This is a genomic window from Paraburkholderia sp. 31.1 (assembly GCF_014397645.1).
Taxonomy (GTDB): domain Bacteria; phylum Pseudomonadota; class Gammaproteobacteria; order Burkholderiales; family Burkholderiaceae; genus Paraburkholderia; species Paraburkholderia tuberum.
Genome location: NZ_VZQN01000025.1, coordinates 50,950 through 77,921, shown reverse-complemented (window position 1 = coordinate 77,921; position 26,972 = coordinate 50,950). Strand labels below are relative to the sequence as shown.

At 64.8% G+C, this 26,972-nt stretch carries 23 protein-coding genes; 5 read left to right on the top strand and 18 right to left on the bottom strand.

Going from position 1 to position 26,972, the window contains the following annotated elements; all coding sequences use genetic code 11:
• The first annotated feature begins 364 nt into the window (after window positions 1-364).
• The 3 genes from F6X37_RS20420 to icmF all read left to right on the top strand — a co-directional run bounded on the left by F6X37_RS20420 (window position 365) and on the right by icmF (window position 6,033).
• Window positions 365-1,450: a porin gene (locus F6X37_RS20420; protein ID WP_184062688.1), complete on the top strand. Its 1,086-nt coding sequence runs from the start codon at window positions 365-367 to the stop codon at window positions 1,448-1,450.
• Window positions 1,451-1,601: 151 nt separating this feature from the next.
• Window positions 1,602-2,534: a LysR family transcriptional regulator gene (locus tag F6X37_RS20415; protein WP_184051262.1), complete on the top strand. Its 933-nt coding sequence runs from the start codon at window positions 1,602-1,604 to the stop codon at window positions 2,532-2,534.
• 118 nt (window positions 2,535-2,652) lie between these two features.
• Window positions 2,653-6,033, top strand: coding sequence for a fused isobutyryl-CoA mutase/GTPase IcmF (gene icmF / locus F6X37_RS20410; RefSeq protein WP_187612563.1), 3,381 nt, complete (start codon window positions 2,653-2,655; stop codon window positions 6,031-6,033).
• Between the two features lie 43 nt (window positions 6,034-6,076).
• Here the strand turns inward: icmF and F6X37_RS20405 are convergent, their stop codons facing one another.
• The gene (locus F6X37_RS20405; protein WP_187612562.1) at window positions 6,077-7,036 is read right to left on the bottom strand and encodes an NAD(P)H-dependent flavin oxidoreductase; all 960 of its coding nucleotides are present in this window, start codon (window positions 7,034-7,036) and stop codon (window positions 6,077-6,079) included.
• 285 nt (window positions 7,037-7,321) lie between these two features.
• Between F6X37_RS20405 and F6X37_RS20400 the strand changes: the two genes are divergently transcribed.
• Window positions 7,322-8,212: an alpha/beta fold hydrolase gene (locus F6X37_RS20400; protein WP_187612561.1), complete on the top strand. Its 891-nt coding sequence runs from the start codon at window positions 7,322-7,324 to the stop codon at window positions 8,210-8,212.
• 49 nt (window positions 8,213-8,261) lie between these two features.
• Here the strand turns inward: F6X37_RS20400 and F6X37_RS20395 are convergent, their stop codons facing one another.
• Window positions 8,262-8,732, bottom strand: a complete 471-nt coding sequence (locus tag F6X37_RS20395) for an Lrp/AsnC family transcriptional regulator (protein ID WP_184026307.1) — start codon at window positions 8,730-8,732, stop codon at window positions 8,262-8,264.
• 112 nt (window positions 8,733-8,844) lie between these two features.
• On the opposite strand from F6X37_RS20395, the gene F6X37_RS20390 reads away from it, so the two are divergent.
• A complete protein-coding gene (locus F6X37_RS20390) occupies window positions 8,845-9,783 on the top strand; it encodes a DMT family transporter (RefSeq protein WP_187612560.1) in 939 nt (312 codons plus the stop codon).
• Between the two features lie 299 nt (window positions 9,784-10,082).
• On the opposite strand, the gene F6X37_RS20385 is transcribed toward F6X37_RS20390, so the two are convergent.
• From F6X37_RS20385 to aceK, 16 genes are all read right to left on the bottom strand, one after another.
• Window positions 10,083-11,000, bottom strand: a complete 918-nt coding sequence (locus F6X37_RS20385) for an MBL fold metallo-hydrolase (protein ID WP_187612559.1) — start codon at window positions 10,998-11,000, stop codon at window positions 10,083-10,085.
• On the bottom strand, window positions 10,997-11,470 hold the full coding sequence (locus F6X37_RS20380) for a MaoC family dehydratase (protein WP_187612558.1): 474 nt from the start codon (window positions 11,468-11,470) through the stop codon (window positions 10,997-10,999). The genes F6X37_RS20385 and F6X37_RS20380 overlap by 4 nt, the downstream gene beginning before the upstream one ends.
• The gene (locus F6X37_RS20375) at window positions 11,467-11,712 is read right to left on the bottom strand and encodes a DUF1289 domain-containing protein (RefSeq protein WP_184026326.1); all 246 of its coding nucleotides are present in this window, start codon (window positions 11,710-11,712) and stop codon (window positions 11,467-11,469) included. Before F6X37_RS20375 ends, F6X37_RS20380 begins: the two co-directional genes overlap by 4 nt.
• Window positions 11,713-11,717: 5 nt before the next feature.
• The gene (locus F6X37_RS20370; protein WP_184026331.1) at window positions 11,718-12,239 is read right to left on the bottom strand and encodes a YbaK/EbsC family protein; all 522 of its coding nucleotides are present in this window, start codon (window positions 12,237-12,239) and stop codon (window positions 11,718-11,720) included.
• Window positions 12,240-12,273: 34 nt separating this feature from the next.
• Complete coding sequence (locus F6X37_RS20365) at window positions 12,274-13,200, bottom strand: hydroxymethylglutaryl-CoA lyase (protein WP_187612557.1); 927 nt, start codon at window positions 13,198-13,200, stop codon at window positions 12,274-12,276.
• Window positions 13,201-13,317: 117 nt separating this feature from the next.
• Window positions 13,318-14,259 (bottom strand): 2-hydroxyacid dehydrogenase, encoded by a 942-nt coding sequence (locus tag F6X37_RS20360; RefSeq protein ID WP_187612556.1) that lies wholly within the window; start codon window positions 14,257-14,259, stop codon window positions 13,318-13,320.
• Window positions 14,260-14,787: 528 nt separating this feature from the next.
• Window positions 14,788-15,900, bottom strand: coding sequence for a biotin synthase BioB (bioB, locus tag F6X37_RS20355; protein ID WP_187612555.1), 1,113 nt, complete (start codon window positions 15,898-15,900; stop codon window positions 14,788-14,790).
• A 52-nt stretch (window positions 15,901-15,952) separates the two neighbouring features.
• Window positions 15,953-16,693, bottom strand: coding sequence for a dethiobiotin synthase (gene bioD / locus F6X37_RS20350; protein WP_187612554.1), 741 nt, complete (start codon window positions 16,691-16,693; stop codon window positions 15,953-15,955).
• Window positions 16,690-17,874, bottom strand: coding sequence for an 8-amino-7-oxononanoate synthase (bioF, locus tag F6X37_RS20345; RefSeq protein WP_187612553.1), 1,185 nt, complete (start codon window positions 17,872-17,874; stop codon window positions 16,690-16,692). The genes bioD and bioF overlap by 4 nt, the downstream gene beginning before the upstream one ends.
• Window positions 17,874-19,235: an adenosylmethionine--8-amino-7-oxononanoate transaminase gene (gene bioA / locus F6X37_RS20340; protein WP_187612552.1), complete on the bottom strand. Its 1,362-nt coding sequence runs from the start codon at window positions 19,233-19,235 to the stop codon at window positions 17,874-17,876. The genes bioF and bioA overlap by 1 nt, the downstream gene beginning before the upstream one ends.
• Before the next feature lie 340 nt (window positions 19,236-19,575).
• Window positions 19,576-20,883: a dienelactone hydrolase family protein gene (locus tag F6X37_RS20335; RefSeq protein WP_187612551.1), complete on the bottom strand. Its 1,308-nt coding sequence runs from the start codon at window positions 20,881-20,883 to the stop codon at window positions 19,576-19,578.
• 618 nt (window positions 20,884-21,501) lie between these two features.
• Window positions 21,502-21,957, bottom strand: coding sequence for a YchJ family protein (locus F6X37_RS20330; protein WP_187612550.1), 456 nt, complete (start codon window positions 21,955-21,957; stop codon window positions 21,502-21,504).
• A gap of 7 nt (window positions 21,958-21,964) precedes the next feature.
• Complete coding sequence (locus F6X37_RS20325) at window positions 21,965-23,095, bottom strand: acyl-CoA dehydrogenase family protein (RefSeq protein ID WP_187612549.1); 1,131 nt, start codon at window positions 23,093-23,095, stop codon at window positions 21,965-21,967.
• Window positions 23,096-23,128: 33 nt separating this feature from the next.
• Complete coding sequence (locus F6X37_RS20320; protein WP_187612548.1) at window positions 23,129-23,806, bottom strand: SDR family oxidoreductase; 678 nt, start codon at window positions 23,804-23,806, stop codon at window positions 23,129-23,131.
• 28 nt (window positions 23,807-23,834) lie between these two features.
• Window positions 23,835-25,043: an acetyl-CoA C-acetyltransferase gene (locus F6X37_RS20315; RefSeq protein WP_090802779.1), complete on the bottom strand. Its 1,209-nt coding sequence runs from the start codon at window positions 25,041-25,043 to the stop codon at window positions 23,835-23,837.
• Between the two features lie 72 nt (window positions 25,044-25,115).
• On the bottom strand, window positions 25,116-26,933 hold the full coding sequence (gene aceK, locus F6X37_RS20310; protein ID WP_187612547.1) for a bifunctional isocitrate dehydrogenase kinase/phosphatase: 1,818 nt from the start codon (window positions 26,931-26,933) through the stop codon (window positions 25,116-25,118).
• Between the last annotated feature and the right edge of the window lie 39 nt (window positions 26,934-26,972).

Here is a 26,972-nt window from a genome sequence, read left to right as displayed (position 1 = left end):
ACTTTTTTGAAAACACCCGGCATCGAATTACCGGTCAGCGTCAAATCCTGGCATTCTGCCGCGTCGCGTCATCGGCCCGTCATTTAAGGCGTTCACTCCCGCTGTGGCGCGCGGTTCGCCGCATGCCGCATTGCGTCCAGGGGGCGGCGCCAGTCCGCTCTGAAGCGTCATATCAAGCCGATAACCAACCAAACTAATCAGACCGATATACCCGCAATAAGCAGCGATATTTTTGTTTATAAAAATGGTCCGCAAAGATGGGACCCGCCCAGATTGACTCGACGATCGAACGGATAACAACGACGTTTCGCGCGAGCGCCCCCTTTCGCACAGCCACACCCTTTTGACAAAGATTGGAGAACCCATGAACACAAGCCTCAGCAGCGCGCTGAAGACTACTCTCAAGGCCACCGCATGCGTCGTCGCGCTGGCGAGCGCGTCGTCGGCGTTCGCGCAATCGAGCGTGCAGCTCTACGGCCAGGTCGACGAATGGGTCGGCTCGCAGAAGTTTCCGGGCGGCAAGACCGCGGTGGTCGTGTCGGGCGGCGGCATGTCGACGTCGTACTGGGGCTTCAAGGGGACCGAGGATCTGGGCAACGGCTACAAGGCGATCTTCACTATCGAAGGCTTCTTCCGCGCGCAAACCGGCGAGTACGGTCGCTTCACCGGCGACACGACGTTCTCGCGCAATGCGTACGTCGGCATCGAATCGCCGTACGGCACGGTGACCGCCGGCCGCCTGACGACGCCGCTGTTCGTGTCGACGATCCTGTTCAACCCATTCGTCGATTCGTACTGGTTCTCGCCGATGGTCTATCACGTGTACCTCGGCCTCGGCACCTTCCCGACCTACACGACCGACCAGGGCGTGACCGGCGACTCGGGCTGGAACAATGCGGTGTCGTATACGTCGCCGAACTTCAACGGCCTTTCAGCGACCGCGATGTACGCGCTCGGCAACACGACCCAGAACGGCGCGAAGAAGTGGAGCGGCCAGGTGCTGTACTTCCACGGCCCGTTCGCGGCGACCGCGGTGTACCAGTACGTGAACTTCAACAACGTGCCGGGCGACCTCGGCAGCTTCGAAACCTCGGGCGTGCCGGGTCTGCGCAGCCAGAGCGTCGCGCAGGCGGGCGTGTCGTACGACCTGAAGTTCGTCAAGCTGTACGGCCAGTACATGTACACGTACAACGACCAGCAGGTCACGAGCTGGCACGTCAACACGGGCCAGGGCGGCGTCACGGTGCCGTTCGGGCCTGGCTCGGTGATGGCTTCGTATGCGTATTCGCGTAACGGCGGCGGTTCGAACCAGACGCGCCAGACGGCGGCGGTCGGCTACGACTATCCGCTGTCCAAGCGCACCGATGTCTATGCCGCGTACCTGTATGACCACATCACCGGTCAGTCGAGCGGCAATACCTATGGCGCGGGGTTGCGCGCGAAGTTCTGATCTCGGCCCACGGTGTCACCGCAAAGCCCGCGTTCCGCCCGGAACGCGGGCTTTGTCGTTTTCGGGTGCCGCCGAATGCGAGCGTTTGCTGCCGTCCCTTTGATAAACCCGGCAAAATGGCGTCGATTGATTCCTGAAGCGAGCGACTGAGATGGACACCCTCGTCAGCATGAAAGTGTTTCGCCACGTGGTCGAAGCCGGCAGTTTCGTCGGCGCGGCGGAGAAGATGGAGATGTCGGCGGCGATGGCGAGCAAGCATGTGATGCATCTGGAGCAGCAGCTCGGCGCGCGGCTCCTGAACCGCACCACGCGCCGCGTCGCGCCGACCGAGGCAGGCCGCGAGTACTACGAGCGGCTGAGTCAGGCGCTCACCGAGCTCGACGAAGCCGGCCAGGCGGTCGGCGCGGCGAGCGTCGTGCCGCACGGGCGGCTGCGGGTGTCGTCGCTGTCGGCGTTCGGCCTGAATCACGTGATGGCCGCGGTCGCGGACTACGCCGCGCAGTATCCGCAGGTCACCGTCGATATGACACTGTCCGACCGCGTCGTCGAGCTGATCGACGAGGGCTTCGACGTCGCGATCCGCGCGTCGCCGGGCGGGCTCAAGTCGTCGTCGCTGATCGCGCGGCAGATCGCGACCGCGCATCTGGTGCTGTGCGCATCGCCCGCCTATCTGCGCAAGCATGGCACGCCGAAGAGCGTTGCCGATCTCGCGCGCCACAACTATCTGCAGTACGCGGGCGTATCGGCGCTCGAAGTCGCGACCGGCGACGCGGGCTCGCGTGTGCGCCTGTCGGGCAACCTGATCGTCAATCAGCTCGAGGCCCAGCGCGTGGTCGTGCTGCATGGCGCGGGCATCGCGATGCTCGGCACCGAGGTGATCGGCAGCGATCTCGCCGAAGGGCGGCTCGTGCCGCTGCTCGTCGACCAGGTGCCGCCGCGGGAGCTGCCGATCCACGTCGTCTACACGAGCCGACGGCATCTATCGGCCAAGGTGCGCTCATTCGTCGATTTTCTGGCGGCGCGGTTCGCAAACGAATCGCTGTGGCCGTCGCTCGACCAAATCAAGGCGTTGGCGGTGCGGTAGCGTTTCGCGAAGCACCGAGCATACGTCGCCAATCGCCCGCCCCGTGCCGCGGCGCCGTGTTACCCCGTTTCTATATACTGATTGTGAGCACCCATCAGTTAAATGATCTGGGGGAGACATGACCGATCTGTCCACGCCGCAGCGTGCCGGCAGCCACGAACTGCCCGCGGGCCGGCGCCTGCGCTTCGTCACCGCCGCCGCACTGTTCGACGGCCACGACGCGTCGATCAACATCATGCGGCGCATCCTGCAGGCAAGCGGCGTCGAGGTGATCCACCTCGGCCACAACCGCTCAGTCGCCGAAGTCGCGACCGCCGCGCTCAACGAGGACGCCGACGGCGTCGCCGTGTCGAGCTATCAGGGCGGCCACAACGAATACTTCCGCTACCTGGTGGATTTGCTGCGTGCAAGCGGCGGCGAGCGCATCAAGGTGTTCGGCGGCGGCGGGGGCGTGATCGTCCCCGAGGAAATTGCCGCGCTCGAACGCGACGGCGTCGAAAAAATCTACTCGCCGCACGACGGTCAGCGGCTCGGTCTGCAAGGCATGATCGACGACATGATCGCGCGCTGCGTCGAAGGCGCGCGCGCGGCCGACGCGGCGCGGCCGACGCCGGTGCGCGAATGGCTCGCCGAGCTGGCCGGGCGGCCGTTGCCGCGTTGCGGTGAGGCCCATGCTCCGCACGCCGGCACTGCTGCTGGCTCGCACCCGGCCGATCCCGCCGCGCCGATCTTCCGCCGCCTCGCGCAACTGATCAGCGCGTTCGAAACGAACAGCGTCGACGCCGCCGCGCGCGACCAGCTAGCGACGCTCGCGCAAGCGCCACGCATCCCGGTGCTCGGCATCACCGGCACCGGCGGCGCGGGCAAGTCGTCGCTGACCGACGAGCTGATCCGCCGCTTCCGGCTCGACTACGGCGACACGCTGAACATCGCCGTGCTCGCGATCGATCCGTCGCGCCGAAAATCCGGCGGCGCGCTGCTCGGCGACCGCATCCGCATGAATGCGATCGGCGATTGGGGCGGCGGCGCCCGCATCTATATGCGCTCGATGGCGACGCGCGAGGCATCGACCGAACTCTCCGATTCGCTACCCGCCGCGCTGATGCTGTGCAAGGTGGCGGGCTTCGATCTGATCGTCGTCGAGACGTCGGGGATCGGTCAGGGCGATGCGGCGATCGTGCCGTTCGTCGACGAATCGCTGTACGTGATGACGCCGGAGTTCGGCGCCGCGAGCCAGCTCGAGAAGATCGACATGCTCGACTTCGCGAGCTTCGTCGCGATCAACAAGTTCGATCGCAAGGGTGCGCAGGATGCGCTGCGCGACGTCGCGAAGCAGGTGCAGCGCAATCGCGGGGACTTCGCGACATCGCCCGACGCGATGCCGGTGTTCGGCACGATCGCGTCGCGCTTCAACGACGACGGCGTGACCGCGCTGTACCGGCGCATCGCTAATGCGCTGCGCACGCACGGCCTGCGCGAGGGCGGCGCACGGCTCGGCGCGACCGAAGGCCTGCGCTTTTCGAGCAACCTGCATGCGATCGTGCCGCCCGCGCGCGTGCGCTATCTGGCCGACATCGCGCAGACGGTACGCGGCTATCGAGCGCGCGCCGACGCGCAGGCGCAAATCGCGCGGGAACGCTGGCAGATCGTCGAGACGCGCCGCATGCTCGGCGAGGCGGGCAGCGACGCCTCGTCGCTCGATGCGCTGATCGACCAACGCGGCGCCGCGCTCGGCGAGCGCGAACGCAAGCTGCTCGACGCGTGGCCGCAAACGGTGGCCGCCTATGCGGGCGACGAACATGTGGTGCGCATCCGCAAGCGCGAAATCCGCACCGCGCTGACGGTCACGACGCTGTCCGGCTCCGAAATCCGCAAAGTGTCGCTGCCGAAATTCGTCGATCACGGCGAGATCCTGCGCTGGCTGATGCTCGACAATCTGCCCGGCTATTTCCCATTCACCGCTGGCGTGTTTCCGTTTCGTCGCGAGAACGAGGACCCGACGCGCATGTTCGCGGGCGAGGGCGATCCGCAGCGCACGAATCGTCGCTTCAGGCTGCTGTCGGAAGACATGCCGGCCAAACGGCTATCCACCGCGTTCGACTCGGTGACGCTTTACGGTGAGGAGCCGCACGAGCGCCCGGACATCTACGGCAAGGTCGGCAATTCGGGTGTGTCGGTCGCGACGCTCGACGACATGAAGACGCTGTATGACGGCTTCGATCTGTGCTCGCCGGATACGTCGGTCTCGATGACGATCAACGGCCCCGCGCCGACGATCCTCGCGATGTTCTTCAACGTCGCGATCGAGCAGCAGATCGCGCTGGGCGAGCAACAGCAAGGCCGCCCGTTGACCGAAGCCGAACTCGCCGCAACGCGCCGCGCCGCGCTCGAAAACGTGCGCGGCACCGTGCAGGCCGACATCCTGAAAGAAGACCAGGGGCAGAACACCTGCATCTTCTCGACCGAATTCAGCCTGAAGGTGATGGGTGACATTCAGGCGTATTTCGTCGAACACGGCGTGCGCAATTTCTATTCGGTGTCGATTTCCGGCTATCACATCGCCGAGGCCGGCGCGAACCCCCTCTCGCAGCTCGCGTACACGCTCGCGAACGGCTTCACCTACGTCGAGGCGTATCTCGCACGCGGCATGTCGATCGACGACTTCGCGCCGAATCTGTCGTTCTTCTTCTCGAACGGCATGGACCCGGAGTACACGGTGCTCGGCCGCGTCGCGCGACGCATCTGGGCGGTCGCAATGTGCGAGCGCTATGGCGCGAACGAGCGTAGTCAGAAGCTCAAGTATCACGTGCAGACGTCGGGACGCAGCCTGCACGCGCAGGAGATCGATTTCAACGACATCCGCACGACGCTGCAGGCGCTGATCGCGATCTACGACAACTGCAACTCGCTGCACACCAATGCGTTCGACGAAGCGATCACGACGCCGACCGAGGAATCGGTGCGCCGCGCAGTTGCGATCCAGCTGATCATCAATCGCGAATGGGGCCTCGCGAAGAACCAGAATCCGAATCAGGGCAGTTTCGTGATCGATGAATTGACCGATCTGGTCGAGGAGGCTGTGCTCGCCGAATTCGAGCGGCTGACAGAGCGCGGCGGCGTGCTCGGCGCGATGGAAACCGGCTATCAGCGCGGACGGATTCAGGACGAGTCGATGCTGTACGAGCATCGCAAGCATGACGGTTCGTATCCGATCGTCGGCGTCAATACGTTCCTGAGCGCGCATCCGCATGAAGCGCCGCGGCCGCTGGTGCTCGCGCGTTCCACCGACGCGGAGAAGCAGAGTCAGCTGCGGCGGTTGCGCGACTTCCAGGCGCGCCACCGCGACGCCGCGCCCGAGGCGCTCGAACGCCTGAAGCGCGCGGTGATCGACGACGGCAACGTGTTCGCGGTGCTAATGGACGTGGTGCGCGTGTGTTCGCTCGGGCAGATCACCCACGCGCTGTTCGAGGTGGGCGGGCAGTATCGGCGCAATATGTAGGCCGCGAGCGGGCGGCCCGGCCCGGCCCGCTCCGTTCTTCACCTCAGCGCGCGATGCCGAGCCGCGCCTTCGCGTCGTTGTATTCCTTCTTCAGACGCCGCACGAGCTCGGCGACGTCCGGCACGTCGTCCATCAGGCCGACGCCCTGGCCCGCGCCCCAGATGTCCTTCCACGCCTTCGTCTTGTCGCCGCCGAAGTTCATCCTGGTCTTGTCCGATTCGGGCAGCGCGTCGGGATCGAGCCCCGCGTTCGCAATGCTCTCGCGGATGTAGTTGCCGTGCACGCCGGTGAACAGGTTCGTGTAGATGATGTCCGACGCCTTCGCGTTGATGATCGCCTGCTTGTAGCTGTCGACCGCGTGCGCTTCTTTGGTGGCGATGAAGCGTGTGCCCATGTACGCGAGGTCCGCGCCCATCGCCTGCGCGGCGAGAATCGAGCCGCCGTTGGCGATCGAGCCCGACAGCACGATCGGGCCGTCGAAAATGCGCCGCACCTCGCCGACCAGCGCGAACGGCGAGGTGGTGCCCGCGTGGCCGCCCGCGCCCGATGCGACCAGAATCAGCCCGTCGACGCCGGCTTCCAGCGCTTTCTGCGCATGACGCAGATTGATCACGTCGTGCAGCACGATGCCGCCGTAGCTATGCACCGCATCGACGATCTCGCGTGCCGGCGCGCGCAGGCTGGTGATGAAGATCGGCACCTTGTGCTCGACGCAGACGCGCACGTCGTGCTCGAGCCGCGCATTCGACTGATGAACGATCTGATTGACCGCGATCGGGCCGATCACCGCATCCGGGTTCGCGGCCTTGTGCCCGGCGAGTTGCGTTTGGATCTGCGTCAGCCATTCGTCGAGCAGTTCGGCCGGGCGCGCGTTGAGGGCAGGGAACGAGCCGACGATACCGGCCTTGCACTGCGCCAGCACGAGTTCGGGATAGCTGACGATGAACATCGGCGAAGCGACGACGGGCAGCGCGAGGTTTTGCAGAACGACGGGCAATGCCATGGTGCGAGTCTCCAGGTTGGGCCAACCGGTGCGACGTGCGCCCGGCGAATAGATGAATGAGTTTAGCGGCACACGGCTTGCGGCGTGTTGACCGGCGAATGCGTGTGGCAGTCGAACGATACCGGCATGCCGAAGTCGCGCCAAACATTTAAGAACGGTCGTTCGATTATAGGCGAAGTGGGTTCGAAGGAGTATTCAGGTTCCATGTCTGCGTGGGATATCCCACCTCGCACGGACCTGTTGGCCTTCTACAATGCACGGACCTCAAACGATCAACGAGACGTCATGGCCTTCGAAAATTTCACGTCTTTTCGCGTCGCCGTGGGCGATGTCGACATTTTCGGAGTGAAGGGCGGCGCCGGGCCGCCTCTGCTTCTGCTGCACGGTCATCCGCAATCGCATCTGATCTGGGAACGCTGCGCCGCGCCGCTCGCGCAGCACTTCACGGTGATCGCAACCGATCTGCGCGGCTATGGCGCGTCGGGCAAACCGCCGAGCGATGCCGCGCACGCACCGTATTCGAAACGCGTGATGGCCGCCGACCAGGTCGCGGTGATGCGCCACTTCGGCTTCGAGCGCTTCCTCGTCTGTGCGCACGATCGCGGCGCGCGCGTTGCGCACCGGATGGCGCTCGATCACGCCGACGCGGTCGAGCGTTTGATGCTGCTCGATATCGCGCCGACACTCGCGATGTACGAAGCCACCAACCGCGCGTTCGCAACGCACTACTTCCACTGGTTCTTCCTGATCCAGCCCGAGCCGCTGCCCGAAACGTTGATCGGCGCAAATCCGGCCGCCTATGTCGACGCGGTGATGGGCGGACGTCACGCGGGTCTCGCACCGTTCGATCCCGCCGCGCTCGACGCGTATCGGGCGGCGCTCGCGCAACCGGGTGCGGTGCACGCGATGTGCGAGGACTATCGCGCGTCGGCGAGCATCGACCTCGAACATGATCGCGCCGATATCGAGCGCGGCAACAAGATCGGCTGTCCGCTGCGGGTGCTGTGGGGCGACAAGGGCGTGATCGAAAAATGCTTCGATGCGCTCGACGAATGGCGGCATGTCGCGCGCGACGTGAGCGGCCGCGCGCTATCGTGCGGGCACTATCTGCCCGAGGAAGCGCCGGACGAACTGGTCGCCGAGATGCTGTCGTTTTTCGAGGCGCTCGAACAATAAGCGCCGGGCTGCTTCGCGCGACCTTCGTTTGACCTGCGATGGACCTTCGTTAGCCGAGCGGCGGCAGCCGTCGCGCGACCGGCGTCGACTTGACGATCGCCGTGCTGGTCTCCGCGCGCTCGGTCACTTTCGACAGGATCTCGTCGAGCTGTTCGATCGAATGCAGGTACAGGCGGCAGATGAAACAGTCGTCGCCGGTCACCTTGTCGCATTCGACGAACTCCGGAATGCGCCGGATCACTTCCTCCACCAGATGCAGCTGCCCGGGCAGCGGCTTCACGCGCACTACCGCCTGCAGCGTGAAGCCGAGCGCGCGCGGATCGATCTGCACGGTGAAGCGCTCGATCACGCCCTGCGCTTCGAGCCGCCGCACGCGTTCGGCCGTGCTGGGCGCCGATAAGCCGACGACGCGCGCGAGTTCGCTGACCGGCTGGCGCGCGTCCTGCGCGAGCGCGGCGAGCAGTGCGCGGTCGGTGTCGTCGAGTGCGACCGGCGTGATCGATGCAAGGCGTTTGCTCATGATGGCCTTCGTTTATGAGGTGAAAATGCGGTAACGCTTAAGTTTAGCCATGTATTCGCGCGGGTGGATTAATTAGACTGCCAGTTATGTAGTCACAATCCGGGATCGAATCATGGCTTCAAACAAGGCTTCCGTCACGACCTCGAGCAGTTCGCCCAACGACATCCGCCGTGGCGCGGCGCAGATGAGCGTCGCGATGCTGATGTCGGGCACGATCGGCTGGCTCGTCGTGTCGTCGCAGCAAAGCCCGTTCAACGTGGTGTTTTTCCGCTGCATTTTCGGCGGCGCGACGCTCGCGCTCGTGTGTGCCGTACTCGGCCTGTTCCGCCGCGAGCTGTTTTCGTGGAAGATGCTCGGCCTCGCGTTGCTCGGCGGCGCGGCGATCGTCGTGAACTGGGTATTGCTGTTCGCCGCGTATTCACGCGCGTCGATTTCGATGGCAACGGCCGTCTACAACACGCAGCCGTTCATGTTGGTCGGGCTCGGCGCGCTGGTGTTTCGCGAGCGCATCAGCGCATCGACGATCGCGTGGCTCGTGGTCGCGTTCGTCGGGCTCGTGTTCGTCGTGAAGGTCGAGCCGGCCGTGCTCGCGGTGCCGGGGCAGTATCTGGTCGGCGTCGCCTATGCGGTCGGTGCGGCGGCGATGTACGCGGTGTCGTCGATCATCACGAAGCGGCTGAAGGGCACGCCGCCGCATCTGCTCGCGCTGATCCAGGTATCGCTCGGCGTGCTGTTGCTCGCGCCGTTCGTACGCTTCGACGCGTTGCCGGCAAACGGCGCGCAGTGGCTTGAACTGGTCGTGCTCGGCGTCGTCCATACCGGGCTCATGTACGTGCTGCTATATGGCGCGATTCAGAAGCTGCCGACGTCGATGACGGGCGCGTTGTCGTTCATCTATCCGGTGGTCGCGATCATCGTCGACCGGCTTGCGTTCGGACAGACGCTCGCATGGATTCAGGTGCTCGGCGCCGCGCTGATTCTGCTGGCGGCGGCGGGCGTCAATCTCGGGTGGCGGATCGTGCCGCAGAGAAAGCGCTTATCGTCCACGTGATGCCGATTCGACATTCAATCGGATATTGCTACGGATCCCGGAACAACGCGCAAGCGTTCAAGCGCCTAACGCCGTTTGATGACAGATCATGTATGCATTCGTAAAACGTGGCGTCAAATTTCTGTAGGGAAATCACCGATGCGATGCAAAAACGCACACGCGTATCATCGACAGCGACGCTGATCACGTCCAACAGATGTTCCGCCGCTCGCTTCGTCGAGCGGTTTTCTTTTTAGGAGCACGGTTTTGCGTTCCGGTGCGCTTTTCCACCGCGCCGGTCGAACCGGTCACATCACAGTTCAATGCCGCGCGAGAATGCGTGTGCCGTCCACTTCGAGCGGTCCATCGTTCGCCGCGAGCTCCCCGATCATTCCCTTCAGCAACCCGGGCCATTCGCCGCGCGGCTTCAGCATCGACGCGGCGGCGCGCATCACGGCCGCGTCGTCGAGCATGCGCAAAAGCGTGTCCACGCTCATCTCGCGGACTTCGAGCAGCTTGAATACGATCAGCACTTTCAGCGCGCTCCTTGCGTTGCGCGCGGGATCGGCGCGCAACCAGGCGACGCGCGACATCGCGCGTTCGAGCGCCGCTTCGACCTGCGTGAACGGCGCGCCGTGGCCTGGGATGACGACGCGCACGTCGAGCGTTGCGATCAGGTCGAGCACGGCTTGCTGCTCGGCGAAGCCGCTTTCGCCTTCGAGTTCGGGAAAGATCACACCGAAGCCGTTTTCCCACAGCGCATCCGCGCTGATCAGCAAGCGTTCGTCCGCGCAATAGAGCATCAGCGAATGCGGATCGTGGCCGGGCGCGCCGAGCACCTGCCAGTCGAGTGCGCCCAGCCGCAAACGTGCGCCGGGTGCCAGCGTGCCGGTGAAGCCGAAGCGCTCGCAGGTTTGACCAGTCGCGCGAAAGCTGAGGCGAGTTTCGTCCCAGCCGCGCACGGCATCGGCTTCGGATGACGGAATCAGCGTGCGGCACGGCCACGTTGCCTGCAACAGTGCGTTGCCGCCGCAATGATCCGAATGCAGGTGCGTGTTGACGATCAGATCGAGCGGCCGCGTGCGCAACGCATTGCGTACCAGCGCGACCGTTTGCGATGCGTGCGTCGCATAGCCGGTATCGACCAGCGCGGCGCATGTGTCGTCGACGAGCAGCACGTTGTTCGACGACAGCCAGCCGCGCTCGAAAACCCGGATCGATGCGGGCAGCGCGATCATGGCGTGGCCGTGCTCGCGTGCGCGTTTGCGACTGCGTCGGGCTTCGGCATCACGAGGATCGTCGAGGTACCCGTCAACATCAGCTCGCCGCGCTGATTGACCACCGAACCTTCGAGATAGGTCAGATCGCCGTTCAGGCTCGGCTTCCAGTGAGCGTCGCGCACACGCCACGTGATCGTCAGCGTGTCGTGCGCCTGCACTGCCTTCTTCAGCTTGATATCGAATTCGAGGCCGAGCGGTTGCGCGTAAGTAGAGAAATGCGTGGCGAGCAGCGCCATGAAATACGCGGTGGGTTGCGTGCCCGACGCGATCAAGCCTCCAAAGCGGCTTTGCGCGGCATACGCTTCATCGTGATGCAACGGGTTCAGATCGACGACGAGCGTCGCGAACGATTTGATCGAATCCACCGACAACTCGAGCGTCGAACTGAACGTCTCACCGGGCGTAACGATGCGCGGCGCGGCGTTCATTGCTTCTCCTTCGTCGTCGATGTCGTGCGCAGCGCCATTAACGTCGCGTGGCGCACTTCGATCGCGTCCCACACCGCGCGCTTCGCGTCGTTGTCGAGCGTCGACCAGCCGGCGATTTCGTCGATCGTGCGCAGGCATCCTTCGCACCAGCCGGTCGATGCATCCATCCTGCACACGCTGATGCACGGCGACGGCACGCAACCGCCGTCGTCCGTGTCGTCGTAATCGTTGCCGCTCGCCATCGTGTTCAGGCCGGCTCGCGCAACGCGACATCGACGACCGGCGCGCCTGTGAGCGAGATCAGCTCCTGCGCGGTCAGATTGAACACCGCGTGCGGATGACCGGCGGCCGCCCACAGGCTCTCCAACTCGAGCAGATCCGCATCGATCAACGTGACCGGCTCGGTCGCGTGACCGACCGGGCACACGCCACCGATCGCATAGCCGGTTTTTTCGCGCACGAACTTCGCGTCCGCGCGGCCGATCTCGCCGACCTGCGCGGCCACTTTCTTTTCGTCGACACGATTCGCGCCGCTCGCGATCACGAGCACCGGCGCGTCGTCTTCGCGGCGCCGGAACAGGATCGACTTCGCGATCTGCGCGACCGAGCAGCCGAGTCCGGCGGCCGCTTCGGCGGAAGTCTTGCCGGTTTCCGGCAGCATCACGATTCGCCCCGCGTGACCGCGTCCGCGCAGCAGCAGCGCGACGCGGCGTGCCGAGTCGGGCAGCGCGGCGAGATCGTCGGAGTCGAAGGACGCGAGGTCGTTCATTGTTTGGGACCATGAATGAAAATGGATGCTGCGGTTATACGCAGGTGTTTGCTTCGCTGCGCGCCTTCGCGAGCAGCGCTTTACCGGCGCGCGACACGTTGGACCGGCCGATCGCGTTCGAAATGAAGTCACCGATTCCGACCACTTGCGCGAGGTCGATACCGGTCTCGATGCCGAGGCCGTTCATCAGATACAGCACGTCTTCGGTCGCGACGTTGCCGGTCGCGCCCTTCGCATACGGACAGCCGCCGAGCCCCGCGACCGATGCATGAAAAACCTCGACGCCTTCGAGCAGCGCCGCGTAGATGTTCGCGAGCGCCTGGCCATAGGTGTCGTGGAAGTGTCCCGACAGATGCTCGCGCGGAAACACTTCGGTCACGGCCTCGAACACTTCGCGGGTGCGCTTCGGCGTGCCGACGCCGATCGTGTCGGCGATATCGATCTCGTCGCAGCCGAGCGCCGCGAAGCGCTTGACGACGTCGACGACCGACGCGACCGGCACTTCGCCCTGGTACGGACAGCCGAGCGCGCATGACACGCTGCCGCGAATCCGCAGCTTATGTTGTTTCGCCGCCGCGGCGACTGGCGCGAATCGCTCGATGCTCTCCGCGATGCTGCAGTTGATGTTCTTCTGCGAGAACGCCTCGCTCGCCGCGCCGAAGATGACGATCTCGTCGGCGCGCGCGGCGAGCGCGCCTTCGAGACCGCGCAGGTTCGGCGTCAGCACCGAGTAAATCGTGCCGTCGCGGCGCTCGATGCCGGCCATCACGTCGGCGCCGTCGGCCATCTGCGGCACCCATTTCGGCGACACGAACGACGCTGCCTCGACGTTGCGGAAGCCCGCCGCCGACAGACGGTTGATCAGCTCGATCTTGGTCGCGGTCGGCACGAATTCCTTCTCGTTCTGCAGCCCGTCGCGCGGACCCACTTCGACGATTTTCACTTGCTTCGGTAAGGCCATGATGTGTCTCCGATCCGATGCGGTTTGATCGCTGTCCCATCCGGGATGGGTGCTGCCGCGTTGCTGCAATTCAATTCAGCCCGCACGCCTGCGACGCGTGCGGGCGCGGGTTTTCACTCAGTAGCCGCGTTCCAGTTGCACTGCGCCGCTCACCTGCTCGCCGCGCATCATCGCGCCGATCTTGTCCGCGACCTGCGCGACGCTGTCCTCGCGCAACGTCAGCGCCGACGTGTGCGGCGTGATCGTGATGCGCGGCTCGCGCCAGAAAGGATGATCGGCGGGCAGCGGTTCCTCGCGGAACACGTCGAGCGTCGCGGCGGCGAGCTGGCCGCTCGCGAGCGCAGCGAGCAGATCCGCTTCGACGAGATGCGCGCCGCGCGCGACGTTGATCAGATATGCGCCGCGCGCGAGCTTCGCGAAGACTCGCGCATTCAGCACGCTTTCCGTGTCGGGTGTATGCGGCAGCAGATTGACGAGCACCTTCGCGCCGTCGAGGAAGCTATCGAATTGCGCGTCGCCGGCGAACGTCGCGATGCCATCGATCTGCTTCTCGCCGCGAGTAAAGCCGCGCACCGGCAGGCCGAACGAAGCGAGCGTTTGCGCGACCTGCGTGCCGAGCACGCCGAGCCCGAGCACACCCACCGTGAACGTTGCGCGCGGATGCGGCTCGAGCACTTTCCAGCGGCGCTCGCCTTGCAGCACCTGATATTCGTCGAAGCGGCGCAGATAGCGCAGCACCGCATGCGTCACGTACTCGGCCATCTGCGCGCCCATGCCGGTATCTTCGAGGCGAATCAACGGCACCTCGGGGGGCAACGTGCCCGGATGCGCGCGTTCGAGCGCGAGAATCGCATCGACGCCAGCACCGAGATTGAAGATCGCGCGCAGCGTATTGCGTCCGGCCAGCATCTCGCGCGGCGGACGCCAGACCACCGCGAAATCGGCTGGGCCGGTGTCGCCGGGCTTCCATTCGCGCAGCTCGGCGGCGGGCAGAGCGCGCGCAAAGTCGAGCAGCCACGCGGCGGCTTCGGTGTGCGGTGCGTAGATGAGTATTTTCATGCGGTCCGGAATGCGTCGGCGTCGATGTGGGCATGAGCGGGACGGACCCGGAGCGCGCGACGGCAATCGGACGACGCGTGCGGGATCGGGTCTCCTCCCGGTATGAATAGGCTTCATTCTACTTTTTCGACGCAAATCGCGCGTGTTTGCGCACGCACGTGCGCTTCGAGATGCATGCCGTGGTGGGTGTCGAGTTCGCGCGTACCCGCGCATTTCTTCGTTTGCCCGATAACGAAAGCACAAAAACCTGGTTCATCGATGCGCGACCGAGCGGGACAATGATTGCCTGGATTCCTTGCGCAGCGAGGCACGCACATGCTTTCGTGCACCCGATCGATCGCGACAATTCCTAATTTGACGCAATTTGTATATTGATTAGGTTTCTTGAATTGCTGATCAAAGCTTCACCATGAAAAACACCCCGAAGATTGGATCAACGTCCAACTTTCGGGGTGAATTTCGCCACTATGCGGCGACGCAGACCATTAGTTCGCGCACGCAGCGCATGCGGTGCAGCGCTTCCGCGACTCAATTCGCCACGCTGTGATCCCCATGCCCATGCCCATGCCCATGCGCACACCCATGCTCGCCCCCACTCTGCTCGACCGGCATCTGCTGCGCAGCCTCAGCGCGAATCCCCAGGCGCGCGAGCAGCTTGCGATCCGCTTCCGCCTGCGGGTTGCTCGTGGTCAGCAACTGATCGCCGTAGAAAATCGAATTCGCGCCTGCGAGGAAGCACATTGCCTGCAACGCCTCATCCATCTGCTCGCGTCCGGCCGATAGACGTACCATCGCGCGCGGCATCGTGATGCGCGCAATCGCGATCGTGCGCACGAATTCGAACGGATCGATCGCTTCGGTCCCGGTCAGCGGTGTGCCTTGCACCTGCACCAGATTGTTGATCGGCACCGATTCCGGATACGGCTCCATGTTCGCGAGCTGCGCGATCAGCCCCGCGCGTTCGCGGCGCGATTCGCCCATCCCGACGATGCCGCCGCAGCACACGTTGATGCCCGCGTCGCGCACGCGTTCGAGCGTGTCGAGCCGATCCTGGTACGTGCGCGTCGAAATGATCTGGCCGTAGAACTCCGGCGACGTATCGAGATTGTGGTTGTAGTAGTCGAGGCCCGCATCGCGCAGCGCTTGCGCCTGGTGCGTTTCGAGCATGCCGAGCGTCACGCAGGTTTCGAGGCCCATCGCCTTCACGCCGCGGATCATGTCCTTGATCGGCTCCAGGTGGCGGTCCTTCGGATTGCGCCACGCGGCGCCCATGCAGAAGCGCGTTGCGCCGTTCTGCTTTGCGACCTGCGCGGCGGCGAGCACTTCGTCGACCGGCATCAGCTTGTCGGCGGCGAGACCCGTGTCGTGATGCACCGATTGCGGACAGTATGCGCAATCCTCTTCGCAGCCGCCGGTCTTGATCGACAGCAGCGTCGACAGTTGCACCGCATTGGCGTCGAAATGCTCGCGATGCGTTTGCTGCGCGCGAAACAGCAGGTCATTGAACGGCAGTTCGTACAACGCGACGATATCGGCGACGCGCCAACGCGCGAGCGGCTTCGCTTCAGTGGCGGCTGCGGTCGGATTGCTGTTGGCGGCGCTCGCTTCGGCGGTGCCCGCTGCGATATTCAGTTGTGTCATGTGATCGATCCTCGTAAACGGATGAATTCGGGTTCGGCGCTGCGGGGCAGCGCTATGCCGCGCGCGATCGGCGCAGCGTTTGCAAAAGCCGTCGAATTTCGAGTTGGTCGGTCGCAAGCTCCGGCGACGGCGGGCTGATATGCGGCACGACGCCGAGCAACGGCGCGTCGTACGCTTGCGCGAAATGCACGCGAATCGACGCGATGTTTTCGTCGGGAAAGGTCATGTCCGGGTCGATGCGATTCGCGACCCAGCCCGCGAGCGTTAGACCGCGCGCGGCGATCGCTTCGGCAGTCAGCAGCGCGTGGCTGATGCAGCCGAGCCGCATGCCGACCACCAGCACCACCGGCAGCTTCAGCGCGACGGCGAGATCGGCGGTGTCCTGCGTCGCGGTCAACGGCACACGAAAGCCGCCGACACCTTCGACAACGACCACCTCGGCGAGCTTCAACGCCTCGCGATGGCACGCGACGATGTGCTCGAGATCGAACGAGACGTTTTCCAGCGCCGCCGCGATGTGCGGCGCGGCCGGTTCCCTCAGCAGATACGGCGTGCGCATGGCGGGCGGCAGCAGCACGCTCGACGCGGCATCGAGCTGATCCGCGTCCTCGTTGTGCAGCACGCCGTTCACTTCGAACGCGCCCGCCGCGATCGGCTTCATCGCTGCTGCCTGCAGGCCTTCGCGCACGAAGCCGCGCAATAGCGCCGACGACACGAAGGTCTTGCCGATTTCCGTATCGGTGCCGGTGACGAACAGCGACAGCGCGCCGTCATCGTTATTCATGTTGCTCATGCCGCGCGCGCTCCGACTCGTTGCAGGCCGGCCTCGAGCCGGTCGAGATCCGCATGCGAGTGCGCGGCCGACAGCGAGATGCGCAGACGCGACGTGCCGGCCGGCACGGTCGGCGGACGGATCGCGGGCACCCACAGCCCCGCGCGATCGAGCGACGCGGCGATGTCGAGCGTCGCATCGTTCGCGCCGATGATCAGCGGCTGAACGGCCGTATGTGAATCGACGGGCAGCCACGGCGTCGCCTTCAGCATCGCGCGCGTGCGTTCGATCAGTTGCCGGAGATGCGCGCGGCGCGCATCGCCTTCCTCGCCGCCGATGATGCGCAGACTCGCCGACACCGCATGCGCGGCCGCCGGCACCGACGCGGTCGTGAAGATATACGGACGCGCGCGCTGCACGAGCCATTCGATCACGGTCGCATGGGCGACGACGAACGCGCCGGAGACACCCGCCGCCTTGCCGAGCGTGCCGATCGAGATCAGATGCGGCGAGCGCAGCGCGGCCTGCGCGATCGCGCCACGGCCTTGCGGACCGAGCACGCCGAAGCCGTGCGCATCGTCGACGATCAGCCATGCGCCGTGCCGCTCGGCGAGTTCGAGCAAACGCGGCAGCGGCGCGATGTCGCCGTCCATGCTGAACACCGTGTCGGACACGATCACCTTGACGTCCGCCTCCGACGCTTCGAGCATCGCGCTCAATGCATCCACGTCGCAGTGCGGATAGATCTGGACATCCGCGCGCGACAGCCGCGCGCCGTCGATCAGAGAAGCGTGATTGAGCGCATCGGAGAACAGCGTCGTGCCGCGGCCCGCGAGCGCGGTCAGCGTCGCGAGATTCGCCATATAGCCGGTGCTGAAATACAACGCGCGGGCATCGTCGAGAAAGCCCCCGGCAAATTCGGCGAGATCGTCTTCGAGTTGCGCATGGGCACGCGAATGACCGCCGAGCAGATGCGAGCCGCCGCTGCCCGCGCCATACAGGCGCGCACCTTCGGCGATCGCGTCGATCAATTGCGGATGCGCGGCAAGGCCCAGATAGTCGTTGCTCGCGAAGCCGATGATTTCACGGCCGTCGACCGTCATGTGCGCGGCGCATGGTGTGTCGGCGGTGCGCCGGCGTCGGCGCAGGCCGCGCGCGTCGATTTCCTTCAGGCCTTCGGCGAGTGTGTCGAGCAGATGCATCAGCGGGCCTCCGCGAGCGTGGCGTCGAAGGTGTCGCGCGTGCGCGTGGCGAGCAGCGCGAGTTCTTCGTCGTCGAGGATGTACGGCGGCATCAGGTACACGGTGGTGCCGATCGGGCGCAACAACAGCTCGCGTTGCAGCGCGTTTTCGAAGAAGCGGCGCGAGAACGTTTTGGCTTGCTGAGGATCGTCGATCGTTGCGTCGAACGCGAAGATCGTGCCGCGCTGACGCAGATTGCGCACCTGCGCGTGCTCGACGAGCGGCGCCAGCGCGGCCGCGAGGGTCGCCGATTTGCGTGCGTTGGCGGCGAGCACGTCGTCGCTCGTGAACAGATCGAGCGTCGCGAGCGCGGCGCGGCACGCGAGCGGATTGCCGGTGTACGAGTGCGAGTGCAGGAAGCCGCGCGCGGTGTCGTCGTGATAGAAGGCCGCGAAGATCTCGTCGCGCGACAGCACGATCGACAGCGGCAGATAGCCGCCGCTGATGCCTTTGGACAGACACAGGAAGTCCGGCCACACGCCCGCCTGTTCGCACGCGAAGAACGTGCCGGTGCGGCCGCAGCCGACTGCGATTTCGTCTGCGATCAGATGCACGCCGTACCGGTCGCACAACGCGCGCAATCCGGCGACGTACGACGCGTCGTGCATCGCCATGCCGGCCGCGCATTGCACGAGCGGCTCGACGATCAGTGCGGCGATGCGGTTCGCGCGCGCCTCGAACAGCGCACGCACATGGTCGAGCGCGCGGCGCGCGACGTCGGCGGCGGTTTCGCCCGCTTGCGCGAGCCGCACATCGGGCGAGGCGACGACGTGGGCGTGACGAATCAGCGGATCGTACGCATCCTTGAACAGCGCGACGTCGGTCACGCCGAGCGCGCCGATCGTCTCGCCGTGATAGCTGTTGGCGATGCAGACGAATTCCTGCTTGTCGGCGTAGCCCCGGTTGCGCCAGCTGTGAAAGCTCATCTTCAGCGCGATCTCGACCGCCGACGCGCCATCCGACGCGAAGAACGCGTGGCCGAGCGTGTTGCCGGTCAACGCGTGCAGACGTTCCGCGAGTTCGACGGCGGGCTCGTGTGTGCAGCCGGCGAGCATCGCGTGTTCGAGCGTATCGAGCTGATCTTTCAGCGCCGCGTTGATGCGCGGGTTCGCATGACCGAACAGATTGACCCACCACGAACTGATCGCGTCGAGATAGCGATGACCGGCGCGATCGTACAGCCACGCGCCTTGACCGCGCGCGACGGGGATCAGCGGCAGACGTTCGTGGTGCTTCATCTGCGTGCACGGATGCCACACCGCGCGCAGGCTGCGGGCGACCCAATCTTCAGGGGCGACCGGGGGGACTGCTGACTTTTCCAAAGAGGTACTCCAGGGTGCTTTTTTGCCACGCACGCAAGCCTCGGCGAGTGCGCGGGGTCGAGATTAGCGGTTTATTTGGTCGCGCGCATCAACCGCGAAATGCTCGTTTTTCGCGGTGGCGTCGAGGTTTAGCATCGTTCGATGCAGCTCGTTCGATTTCGTGAGGGAAGCTCGCCAATCGACGGAGATAGCGACGTCAAAGTAATGGGCTGTTACTGGCCAGAATTTGGGGTGACGAGGTGTTTTTTGCGGGGGAGCGGAGCGCACAAGAAAAAGCCCGCCGATACGGCGGGCTTGCGGCACATCAGAATCAGGCGCGATTCGCGGCTCTATTCGTACTTCACTCCCGGCTCGCAATCGCTTTGCGCCCATTGGCATCGGCATCGCTTGCATCCGCCGTCTGCGAGTTCTGATTGCCCCACACGACCGCGTTATCGACCGCATACAACCGGCACGGATCGGAGCTCTGCTTCTGGCAATTCGTCACCGCCACCGACATCGGGTCGTCGCCGCCTTCGGCCCACGACCACGCGCCCGAGTCCGACACCGCGAACGCGCGGCTCGGATACTGATGCAGGAAGTTGCGATAGCCATTGCGGCCCTCGTTGTCGAGGTACGGCACAGAGTCGACCGCGTCGAGCGCGGCGAATCCGGTTGCCTTCGGCGCGGCCGGATCGGCGACGTGATACTGCACGGCAGTCGGCATACCGGCGCGCGCGAGGAACGCTTCGACGGCCGGCCACCATACGTGCACGCCGTCGCGGTCGCCGACCAGCCGATGCGCGTCGTTCTTGTAGTGGCCGAAGTCGACCATCTTCACGCTCGCGCCATGCGCGCCATACGCGGCATACATGCCCGCGACGAGTGGCGCGTTCCACACCGAATCGTTATCGCCATAGAGCCACAGCGACGGCACCACAGTCTTCTCGCCGTACGCGCCGAATGCGCGCGTCAGATTGCCTTGCCAGTCTTCGCAGGCGTCCTGGCGCAGGCCGCCCGAGAAATTGATCAGCGCGCGCACGCCGGGCGCAGCTTCCGTGCCGTATGCGATCGTCGCAAGACCGCCATGCGAGGTGCCGGCCACCGCGATGTGCGTCGCGTCGACATAAGGTTGCTTCGACATGTAATCGATCGTTGCTGCGACGTCGCCGGCCTGGCCAAGGCCGTTGCGCTCGACGTCGCAGCCGTCCTGCTCGTACACGCCGTCCGAGTGACCGAAGCCCTGGCGGTTCGGCGCGACGACGACGTAACCGCGGCGCACGAATTCGCGCGCGAACGGCAGCGGGTCGCTGCGTTCCTGCGTGCGCGGGTCGCCCGGAATCTTGCCGTGGTTGAAGACGATCATCGGGAACGGGCCGGGGCCGTCCGGCTTGTAGATCGTGGTTTCAAGCGTGACCGTGCCGGTGGCGTCGACCGGCACGCGGATGATCTTTTCGTTCAGGTGAGCGGTGGGCAGGTAGACGTCGTCGTCCAGCGCGAGGCGCGGCACGCGGGCGCGCGACAGCGGTCCCTGGATGTCGCTCGACGGCGTCGCGTCGTGTGCGGAAAGGGACGAGTAGGCGAGCGGATCGGCATGCGCGATCGTGACAGCACACGTGGCCGCGGCGCAGATCGCCGCACACTTCGTCAGAACCTTGCTCAACACCATTGATGCACCTGCTTTAAAGACGTGTCCTGAACTCCGTGCTGTCCGGTTGCGCAAAACGCTGCTGACATTCAGCTTTCGTTCGCGATTTCGACACAAACAGACTCACTCGCGAGCGTTGCGGGAAGCGCACGCACGCAAATCGAGATCGCACGGGATGAACCCAACGGCCGACGCGACCCCACGCGTCGAGGATGAACGTCACTTGATGCTGTCGGAGTCCGCGCGGCTCGCGTTCGATCAGCGGCCGGTCAGCCTTCCTTTGCATGTTGCGGAGCCGGTATGACCCGCTCTCGCAATGTGACGTCATGAAACTACGGACTCATCCTGGCACGACAATTTTGTTTTGTGCAATCAAGGAGAACCCGTGACGAAAAAATTGCTGCATGTGCGAACGAGGCTTCAAAGCCTTGCCGGGCAAGGGTCGGGGATATGTGGCGGGAAGCGGCGAGTAAAGATCGTGTCAGTGCTGTGGTGCGAGGCCAACGAAGAAGCCCGCGTGAAAGGAACGAAAAAAGGCCTATGCAAAGGCCTTTATCAAGTTTGTCGAGAGCGAGTGAAAGGCACGAGAAAGCTTCGGCGCGTAATGCAGCGATTGCTTAATCGGGGCGTGCTCTTCATTTACTCATTGACGTCGCCATCGACATAACGCCAGCGGCCATCATCGCCGCGCACGAATCGACTCGATTCATGCAACCGATAAGCACGTCCCCCCACTTTGTAGCGGGCGATGAATTCGACGGTCGCGCGATCGGCATCGCTTTCGGCGAAGCCTTTGATCTGCAGTCCGAGCCAACGGGGCGCGTCGGGCGCGGTGGGATCGACGTCGAGATCGGCGGGGCAGGTGCTGGGGTCCCACGTCGCGCGCAGGTAGTCGGTTGCACCGAGCACGTACGCGCTATAGCGCGAGCGCATCAGTTCGAGCGCGCGCGGCGCCGCTTCGCCGCCGTCGATATAGCGGCCGCAGCATTGCGCGAAACGCGGGGCTTTGGTCGCGGTGCCCCCGCGTGCGTCGGGCGCGGCGCCGCCGCACGGACAGTCGACAGGTCTTTGCAGTGACAACAATGGCTCGTTCATTGAAATTTCAGTTGAGCGCGCGAGCGATCAGGATCTTCTGGATGTCGCTCGTGCCTTCGTAGATCTGGCACACGCGCACGTCGCGGTAAATCCGCTCGACCGGGAAGTCGCTCAGATAACCGTAGCCGCCGTGAGTCTGTAAGGCGGCCGAGCAGATGCGCTCGGCCGCTTCGGAGGCGAACAGTTTTGCCATCGCGGCTTCGGTCAGACACTGCTGGCCCGCGTCCTTCAGCGACGCCGCGTGCCAGATCAATTGACGCGCGGCTTCGAGTTGGGTCGCCATGTCGGCAAGGCGAAACTGCACCGCCTGGTGCGAGAACAGCGGCGCGCCGAAGCTCTCGCGTTCTTTTGCGTAAGTCAGCGCCGCCTCGAACGCGGCGCGTGCCATGCCGACGCTTTGCGCGGCGATACCGATGCGCCCGCCTTCGAGACCCGACAACGCGATCCGGTAGCCTTCGCCTTGCGCGCCGATCAGGTTCGCGGCCGGCACGCGGCACGCCTCGAATACGATTTGCGCGGTATCCGACGAATGCTGGCCGAGCTTGTCTTCGACCCGCGCGACCACGTAGCCCGGCGTGCCGGTGGGCACGATGAACGCGCTGATGCCGCGCTTGCCAGCGGCCTTGTCGGTGACGGCCATCACGATCGCGACGTCGCCGTTCTTGCCGCTCGTGATGAACTGTTTGACGCCATTCAGCACGTACGCGTCGCGCTCGCGTGTCGCGGTGGTGCGCAGCGCCGACGCATCCGAGCCCGCTTGCGGCTCGGTCAGGCAGAACGCGCCGAGCATCTCGCCGCGCGCGAGCGGCGTGAGCCAGTCGCGCTTCTGCGCGTCGTTGCCATAGGTGAGCAGGATGCTGCACACGGGGCAGTTGTTCACCGAGATCGCGGTCGACGTGCCGCCGTCGCCGGCCGCGATTTCTTCGAGGATCAACGCGAGCGCGAGCGCGTCCATGCCCGCGCCGCCATACGCTTCGGGCACCAGCACGCCATAAGCACCGAGCTCGGCGAGCTGCCGGTGCACGTCGCGCGGGAAGGTGCGCTCGCGGTCCCATTGCGCCGCGTACGGCGTGATCTCTTCGCGCACGAAGGTGCGCAGCGCGTCGCGCACCATCAGGTGATCCTGATCAAGCACCATGAGCGTGTCTCCGGTCCCATGCAACGTAGTTGTCTACCAGTCGAGCTGCGTGCCGTCGTGCTGAAAGAAGCGGCCGTGGAACGCGTCGCGCGATGCCGCCGCCTGCGCCAGCACCTCGCGCATGCCGGCGACGCTGCGCTCGGGATCGAGCGCGGCCTGCGCGCCGCCCATGTCGGTGCGCACCCAGCCGGGATGCAGCGACACGCAGGTCGCGCGCTGCGCGTCGAGCGACGCGAGCTTCAGCACGGCGTTCAGCGCCGCCTTGCTCGCGCGATACAGCCAGCCGGTCGTGCCGCTTGCATCGGCGATGCTGCCCATGCGACTCGAAATCACCGCGAGCACGCCGTCCGTTTCCTCGACGAGCGGCAGCAGGATTGGCAGCAGCTGCATCGGGCCGCGCACGTTCGTGTGCATTACGTGATCGAAGTCCTCGGCGGTGATCGTTTCGATGCCTTCGGTGCGCGGACCGTACACGCCCGACACCAGGATCGCGGCATCGAGCCGTTCGCCGTCGAGCTTCCAGCCGAGCGCCGCGATGTCTTCGGGCGCGGTGACATCGAGCGAGAAGGTTTCGGCGCCGAGTTCGCTGAGCGCGTCGAGCGCGGCGCCGTCGCGCGCGGTCGCGAGCACGCGCCAGCCGCTCTTTCTGTACTGCCGGACGAATTCCTGGCCGATGCCACGCGATGCACCGACGATCAACACTGTTTTCATCGTATTCCTCGAAGATTTTGTGGATGCATCAGATCAGTTCGACACCCATCGCGGTCGCCTCGCCGCCGCCGATACACAGCGTCGCGACACCGCGCTTCAGACCGCGATTCTTCAGCGCGCCGATCAGCGTGACGAGAATGCGCGCGCCCGAGGCGCCAATCGGATGGCCTAACGCGCACGCGCCGCCGTTCACGTTGACCTTGTTGTGCGGTAAATCGTGCTCTTTCATCGCGGCCATCGTGACGACCGCGAACGCTTCGTTGATCTCGTACAGATCGACGTCGCCGGCGCGCCAGCCGTTCTTCCCGAGCAGCTTGCGGATCGCGCCGACCGGCGCGGTGGTGAACTTCGCGGGCGCCTGCGCGAACGTCGAATGACCGACGACGCGCGCGAGCGGCGCCACGCCGAGCCGTTTCGCGGTCGACTCGCGCATCATCACGAGCGCGGCCGCGCCGTCCGAGATCGACGACGAGTTCGCCGCCGTCACGGTGCCGGTCTTGCTGAACGCGGGCTTCAGCGTGGGGATCTTGTCGAGGTTGGCCTTGAACGGCTGCTCGTCGCGCGCGATCGTGACGTCGCCGTTGCGGGCCGCTACGGTGACCGGCGCGATTTCCCAGTCGAACGAGCCGTCCTCGTTCGCGCGCTTTGCGCGGTTCAACGACTCGACCGCGAACGCGTCCTGCGCCTCGCGCGTGAAGTCGAACGACGCCGCGCACTCCTCGGCGAACGCGCCCATCAGACGGCCTTTGTCGTAGGCGTCTTCGAGGCCGTCGTAGAACATGTGGTCGAGCACCTGGCCGTGGCCCATGCGCATGCCGCCGCGCGCCTTCGGCAGCAGATACGGCGCGTTCGTCATGCTCTCCATGCCGCCCGCGACGATCACGTCGAGCGAGCCGGCGGCCAGCATGTCGTGCGCGAACATCGCCGCGCGCATGCCGGAGCCGCACATCTTGTTGACCGTCGTGCAGCCGGTGGCGAGCGGCAGACCCGCGCCGAGCGCGGCCTGGCGCGCGGGCGCCTGGCCGAGGCCGGCGGGCAGCACGCAACCGATCACCGCTTCGTCGATCTGCTCGGGCTTCAGACCCGCTCGTTCTACGGCCGCCTTGATCGCGACCGCGCCGAGTTGCGGCGCGCTCAGCGACGCGAAGTCGCCCTGAAAGCCGGCCATCGGCGTGCGCGCCGCGCTGACGATTACGATTGGATCGGCGTTGATACCACTGTGGTTTGCGTCACTCATGTTCGAGCTCCTTGGTCATAGCTTGGATGGCTACCGCCGCGCGTTGCCTGATGCGAACCCTTGTGGGATTCATCAAGCCACGCGCACATTTGGCTCGTTCGCCTGCGCATCGGTTGCTTCGGCGAACCGCTCCGGATAGCGCACGCAGAAGCGCACGCTCGGGTCGTACGGGAAAAAATCGGGCAGCTCGCCCTTTAGCAGAGAATCCTTGTATCGCTGCCACAGCTCGGGCTCGAAGAAATCCGCGTGATGCCGCATGAACGAGCGCCGCACGCGTGGATCGCCGAGCAGGAACGTGCCGTACGTCTCCGGGAAAATATCGTGCGGGCCTACCGCGTACCACGGCTCGTCCGACATTTCGTCTTCCTCGTTGCGCGGCGCCGGCACCGCACGCACGTTGCAGTCGGTCAGGTATTCGATTTCGTCGTAGTCGTAGAACACGACGCGGCCGTGTCGCGTGACACCGAAGTTCTTGTACAGCAAGTCGCCGGGGAAGATGTTCGCCTGGATCAGCTCCTTCACCGCATTGCCGTATTCCTTGATGCCGCGCTCGACGTCGTCGTCGTTGCCGTTCTGCAGGAACAGATTGAGCGGCACCATTCGTCGCTCTAGGTACAGATGGCGAATCACGAGGTTGTCGCCGTCGTACTCGATCAGCGACGGCACTTCCTTTTCGAGTTCGCGCAACAGCGTTTCGTCGAGCCGCGCGAGCGGCAGCGCGACGCTCGAATATTCGAGCGTGTCGGCCATCCGGCCGAGCCGGTCATGACGTTTGACGAGCAGATACTTCTGCTGGATCTGCGCGCGCGTGGTTTCCTTCGGCGGCGGAAAGTTGTCCTTGATCAGCTTGAACACATAGGGGAACGACGGCAACGTGAATACCAGCATCACGAGCCCCTTGATGCCGGGCGCGACGATGAAGCGGTCGCTCGAATGCTTCAGGTGATGCAGCAGATCACGATAGAACAGATTCTTGCCCTGCTTCTGCAGACCCACCGATGTATAGATTTCCGCCTTCGGCTTGCCCGGCATGATCGTGCGCAGAAACTCGACATACGCGGACGGCACTTCCATGTCGACCAGAAAATACGAGTGCGAGAAGCTGAAGATGATCAGCAACTGCTCGCGCTTGAGCAGCACGGTGTCGAGCGCGAGCACGCCCGGTTTCACGTGACGCAGCGGCACCGCGAACGGCAGCAGCGCCTCGCCGTTGATGATGCGTCCGACGATATACGCGCCCTTGTTGCGATAAAACAGCGACGACAACACGTGAATCTGGAAGTTCGGCGCTTCGTCGAACACGCCGAACGCTTCGCGAATCGACTGCATCACGCAGGCGACGTCGCGCGTCAGATCCTCGAACGGCGGATCGAGCTGGAAGTTCGTGACGACCCGTTCGAGCGTTGCGGCAAGTCCATCAGTACCGGGGTAATACGCGCGGTAGGTCGGCTTCGCGGCCGGTTCGTCGTTCTCGATGTATTCGGTCGAGATCGCCGGGCGCACGAAAATGAAATCGTTGTTGAAGTACGAGCGATGCAGAATCTTGCAGGAAACCGAATTAAAGAAGGTTTCCGCGCATTCCGGCTGACGGTGCGTGGTCAGGAGGCCGATGTAGTGCAGCTTGATCTGCTGCCACACTTCGCTGTCGATGTTCTCCGCGTCGTACTCGTCTTCGAGCAACTGCACGCATTCCTGCACGCGATCGTCGTACGACGTGATGCGGTCGCGCGCGAGCTTTTGCAGGCCGTGCCAGTCGCCGGCTTCGAACAGCGTCTTCGCGTGGATCGCCGCGTCGCGAAAGATCCGGTAGTGACGGTCGAACCCATCGAGCATCGTCTGCGCGACGTCGAAACCGATTTGCGACGATAACAGCTTGGGGAAGTGATTCATCACGCGCGCTCCGCAAACGCCGGTCAGAGTCAGGCCGCT

Coding starts and splice junctions, on each gene's coding strand:
- F6X37_RS20320 (WP_187612548.1), bottom strand. CDS start 23,806: ATGAAAACAGTGTTGATCGTCGGTGCATCGCGTGGCATCGGCCAGGAA.
- F6X37_RS20360 (WP_187612556.1), bottom strand. CDS start 14,259: ATGAAAATACTCATCTACGCACCGCACACCGAAGCCGCCGCGTGGCTG.
- F6X37_RS20380 (WP_187612558.1), bottom strand. CDS start 11,470: ATGAACGCCGCGCCGCGCATCGTTACGCCCGGTGAGACGTTCAGTTCG.
- aceK (WP_187612547.1), bottom strand. CDS start 26,933: ATGAATCACTTCCCCAAGCTGTTATCGTCGCAAATCGGTTTCGACGTC.
- F6X37_RS20415 (WP_184051262.1), top strand. CDS start 1,602: ATGGACACCCTCGTCAGCATGAAAGTGTTTCGCCACGTGGTCGAAGCC.
- icmF (WP_187612563.1), top strand. CDS start 2,653: ATGACCGATCTGTCCACGCCGCAGCGTGCCGGCAGCCACGAACTGCCC.
- F6X37_RS20315 (WP_090802779.1), bottom strand. CDS start 25,043: ATGAGTGACGCAAACCACAGTGGTATCAACGCCGATCCAATCGTAATC.
- F6X37_RS20365 (WP_187612557.1), bottom strand. CDS start 13,200: ATGGCCTTACCGAAGCAAGTGAAAATCGTCGAAGTGGGTCCGCGCGAC.
- F6X37_RS20370 (WP_184026331.1), bottom strand. CDS start 12,239: ATGAACGACCTCGCGTCCTTCGACTCCGACGATCTCGCCGCGCTGCCC.
- F6X37_RS20325 (WP_187612549.1), bottom strand. CDS start 23,095: ATGGTGCTTGATCAGGATCACCTGATGGTGCGCGACGCGCTGCGCACC.
- F6X37_RS20400 (WP_187612561.1), top strand. CDS start 7,322: ATGGCCTTCGAAAATTTCACGTCTTTTCGCGTCGCCGTGGGCGATGTC.
- F6X37_RS20385 (WP_187612559.1), bottom strand. CDS start 11,000: ATGATCGCGCTGCCCGCATCGATCCGGGTTTTCGAGCGCGGCTGGCTG.
- F6X37_RS20390 (WP_187612560.1), top strand. CDS start 8,845: ATGGCTTCAAACAAGGCTTCCGTCACGACCTCGAGCAGTTCGCCCAAC.
- F6X37_RS20330 (WP_187612550.1), bottom strand. CDS start 21,957: ATGAACGAGCCATTGTTGTCACTGCAAAGACCTGTCGACTGTCCGTGC.
- F6X37_RS20395 (WP_184026307.1), bottom strand. CDS start 8,732: ATGAGCAAACGCCTTGCATCGATCACGCCGGTCGCACTCGACGACACC.
- bioD (WP_187612554.1), bottom strand. CDS start 16,693: ATGAGCAACATGAATAACGATGACGGCGCGCTGTCGCTGTTCGTCACC.
- F6X37_RS20375 (WP_184026326.1), bottom strand. CDS start 11,712: ATGGCGAGCGGCAACGATTACGACGACACGGACGACGGCGGTTGCGTG.
- F6X37_RS20405 (WP_187612562.1), bottom strand. CDS start 7,036: ATGGCATTGCCCGTCGTTCTGCAAAACCTCGCGCTGCCCGTCGTCGCT.
- F6X37_RS20335 (WP_187612551.1), bottom strand. CDS start 20,883: ATGGTGTTGAGCAAGGTTCTGACGAAGTGTGCGGCGATCTGCGCCGCG.
- bioB (WP_187612555.1), bottom strand. CDS start 15,900: ATGACACAACTGAATATCGCAGCGGGCACCGCCGAAGCGAGCGCCGCC.
- F6X37_RS20420 (WP_184062688.1), top strand. CDS start 365: ATGAACACAAGCCTCAGCAGCGCGCTGAAGACTACTCTCAAGGCCACC.
- bioF (WP_187612553.1), bottom strand. CDS start 17,874: ATGCATCTGCTCGACACACTCGCCGAAGGCCTGAAGGAAATCGACGCG.